Annotated in this window: 2 protein-coding genes; both read right to left on the bottom strand. The window is 51.8% G+C overall.

Annotated features, from left to right (window positions below):
• Window positions 1-1046 (bottom strand): hypothetical protein (locus tag KDK17_RS18265; protein ID WP_257288739.1); only part of this gene is annotated, 1046 nt, incomplete at its 3' end.
• Between the two features lie 234 nt (window positions 1047-1280).
• On the bottom strand, window positions 1281-3837 hold a 2557-nt coding region (locus tag KDK17_RS18260), incomplete at its 5' end, for an ankyrin repeat domain-containing protein (protein WP_257288738.1).

Raw genomic sequence — 3837 nt, 5'->3', positions numbered from 1 at the left:
AAACACCTCGAAATACAGTCCAGATCGAAGCGGTGGCCACAACATTGGGTTTTGACAACCACAGGCACTTCATCATGACAATGGAAGTGAATCAGACAAATAGGACAGGGATCGCACTCCAGCGGTACATCAGTGTCCATAGGGACAGCGGGGCGAGCAATGCCATCCATGAGTAGAATTCCCGCGTTGGTCACATGACCTGCACAATCCGGGCATTGTCCATTGACCAAGTGGAAGCATGAGCTTTGTTCAGGCGATGCTCCTGTGTGACCTGTCGAATTTTCTGCAGAATTCACCGGCCGTTCAGTGGGTCCACTGCTATCGAATGATGGTCGGAATTGACAAACGCCATGACAGGGCAAGACGAAACAATCTAAACCCAAAGTATGCAGATGTTGCTGCGAGCCTCCGTTACCATCGGCAGAGTATGAATAAGGGAAGTTGCTGAAAGAGCCTACAGGGCAGATGGTGGTTTCCTGAGCTTGCTGCCCCAATGACTCCGATGGCGGGTATTGTTGCTGTTGATTTCCAGAGCCAGGCATCATCATGATAGCCGCAAACGGGTGACCTTGACACAGCTCTTTTTGTTCTATTGTATTAAACGACGGTGATTTTATATTCCAATAACTCTTTAAAAGCCAACCGACAGCGACAGCCACTTCCAGAGGCAGCCATGAATAAAAGGTGGAGCTTAGTGGGGTATTTTTGATGGTCAGGATCAGTTCGTGACCAACCAGCAGGTGAGCGGCGTAAAGCGATTGCCACGAAATTGATTCAATGATGGTCGTTTTTAGCTCACAGCCGTTTAGTCTGTCTTGTTTCTGATCGGACGGTAAATCCGATCCTGCATGGCCTTTTGTGTGGGCAATGTCTGGCAAAGTACCCGACAGTGTGTGTTGGTCTGGTTTTATAAAAACGTTTTGGTTTAGAGAATCTGTTCTCTGTTCAAGCTCGACAACAAAACGTCTTGTCAACGGTTGAGCCTGACAGACGAAGGGCAATGTCATGAGTAACAATGGTACTGCAAAGAGTGAGTGCTTAGTCATTCTATCCTTGTACCCTGTTAAACAGAGAGGAAGGATAGATCAAGAAAATAACTCAAGTTATGCAGTTAACAGTTCTCTCAATTGGCCCGGGGAAGCTTTCAGCCCTGCCAGGACCTCGACTTTTCACCGTTTTTTTGCAGATAGCCTCAACACCTGAAAGTCATGTTTACCGGGTAACATAACGCCTCTTTTTTATTTCCTTCCTTGCCTCTGTTCCCTACAGAGCTCTGTTCCTTACCTTGTCCCGGTCTCGGTCAGGGCCTTCACACAGTCGGTATTTCCCATCTCGGTTGCGATGGATAGCGGGGTGGCGCCATCAGAAGTCCGGGGGACGTTTAGATCCGCTTTGGCTTCGATCAGGACTTTCACGCAGTCGGTATTGCCTCTCAGAGCGGCGACGAACACTGGGGTGGTGCCATCCGACATGGCGGTGTTGAGATCAGCCCCGGCGTTGATCAGGATTTTCACGCAGCTGGTATTGCCTTTTCCAGCAGCGACGTACAGCGGGGTGGCGCCAACCTCAGTCCGAGGGTTGAGATCCGCCCCGCCCTCGATCAGGACTTTCACGCAGCCGAGGTTATTTTTTTGGGCAGCGAGGCACAGCGGGGTGGCGCCATCCGGTAGGGCGGAGTTGGGATCAGCTCCGGCCTTGATCAGGAGTCTCACGCTGTTGGTATTGCCCATCTGGGCTGCTATGAACAGCGCGGTGGCACCGTCCTCAGTTCGGGTATTGAGATCCGCCTCGGCTTCGATCAGGAGTTTCACGCAGTCGGTGTTATTTTCTTGTGCAGCGATAAACAGCGGGGTGTAACCATAATGAGTCTGGGCGTTGAGATTTGCCTTGGCTTCGATCAAGGCTTTCAAGCAGTCGGTATTGCCCATCTCAGCTGCCATGGAGAGCGGGGTGTCGCCATCCTCAGCACGGGCGTTGAGATCGGCCCCGGCTTCGATCAGGAGTTTCACGCAGTTGGTGTTATTTTCTTTTGCAGCGATGAATAGCGGGGTGTAGCCATGATTAGTCTGGGCGTTGAGATTTGCCTTGGCTTCGATCAGGGCTTTCAGGCAGTCGGTATTACCCATCTCAGCTGCCATGGAGAGCGGGGTGTCGCCATCCTCAGTACGGGCGTTGAGATCCGCTTTGGCTTCGATCAGGAGTTGCACGATGTCGGTATGGCCGTTCTCGGCAGCGATGAGCAGTGGGGTGGCGCCATTCATAGTCCGGGCGTTGAGATCCGCCCTGGCTTCAATCAGGAGTTTCACGCAGTCGCTGTTATTTTGTTGGGCAGCGATGAACAGTGGGGTGGTGCCATCCTCAATCCCGGCATTGAGATCCGCCCCGCCATTGATCAGGACCTTCACGCAGCCGGTGTTATTTTGTTGGATAGCGATCAAAAGCGGGGTGGCGCCATTAGACAAGGCGGCGTTGAGATCTGCCCCGGCTCCGGTCAGGGTTTTCACGATTTCGATATGGCCCATCTCGGTTGCGATATACAGCGAAGTAGAGCCATCCGGAAGCCGGGCGTTGAGATTCACCCCGGCGTTGATCAGGCGTTCGACGATGTCCTTGTGCCCCTGACTGGATGCCAACATCAAGGCAGTGAGACCATTACTCATAAAAGCATTGACATTGACCCCCTCTGCCAGAGACTTCTCCACCTGATCCAAATCCCCTTCAAAACAAGCACGATAAAACGCCTGATCGGGGAAAAATGTATCCGGATGAGATTCACCGGTGTTCTGATTCACCATAGGCATCGGGTTTTGCCGACACATTGCACAACGGCGAGAGCCGATGGGCTGTTCGACAAAACACGTCGAAATACAGTCCAGATCGAAGTAGTGGCCACAGCATTGACTTTTGACGACCACAGTCGCTTCATCACGGTCATGAAAGTGAATCAGACAAATAGGGCAGGGATCGGATTCCGGCGTTACGTCAGTGTCCATGGCAGCAGCGGGACGAGCAATGCTATCCATGAGTCGTTCATTCGTGTCAGTCACGTCACCTGCGCACTCTGCGCAGTGTCCATTGTCCAGATGTGGACATGAGCTTTGTTCGGGATTTGCGCCTGTGTGGCCTGTCGAATGTTCTGCATAATTCATCGGCCAGTCAGCGGGCCCGGTGCTGTCGGATGACGGTCGGAATTGACAAACGCCATGACAGGGAAAGACGAAACAATCTGAACCCAAAGTATGCAGATGCTGTTGTGAGCCTCCGCTATCACCGGCAGAGTCAGAATAAAGGACGCTGTTGAAAGAGCCTGCAGGGCGGGCGTTGGCTTCCCGAGCTTGCTGCCCCGATGACCCTGATGGAGGGCGTTGTTGCTGGTTATTTCCAGAGCCGGGTATTGTTATGACGGCCGCCAGCGGGTGATCCCGACATAGCTCTTTTAGTTTTATCGGATTAAACGACGGTGAGTCGATATTCCAATAACTCTTTAAAAGCCAACCGACAGCGACAAGCACTTCTACAGCTGGCCATGAGTAAGAGTTGGAGCTGAGTGGAGTATTTTTGCTGGTCAGGATCAGCTCGCAACCCATCAACAGATAATTGGCGTGTAGCCATAGCGACGAAATGGATTCAATGATGGTCGTTTTTAGCTCGCAACCATTTAGTTTGCCCTGTTTCTCATCAGGCGGTAAATCTGATCCTGCATAGTCTCTTGTGCGGGCAATGTCAGGCAAGGTGCCCGACAGTATTTGTTGGTCAGTTTTTATAGAAAAGTTCTGGTTTGAAGAACCTGTTTTCTGTTCAAGCTCGACAACAAAGCGTCTTGTCAACGGTTGAGCC

It is taken from the genome of Endozoicomonas sp. SESOKO2 (assembly GCF_024606245.1).
GTDB lineage: Bacteria > Pseudomonadota > Gammaproteobacteria > Pseudomonadales > Endozoicomonadaceae > Endozoicomonas_A.
Note: the sequence above shows the minus strand (reverse complement) of the source record. Positions and strands in the feature narration are given on the sequence as shown.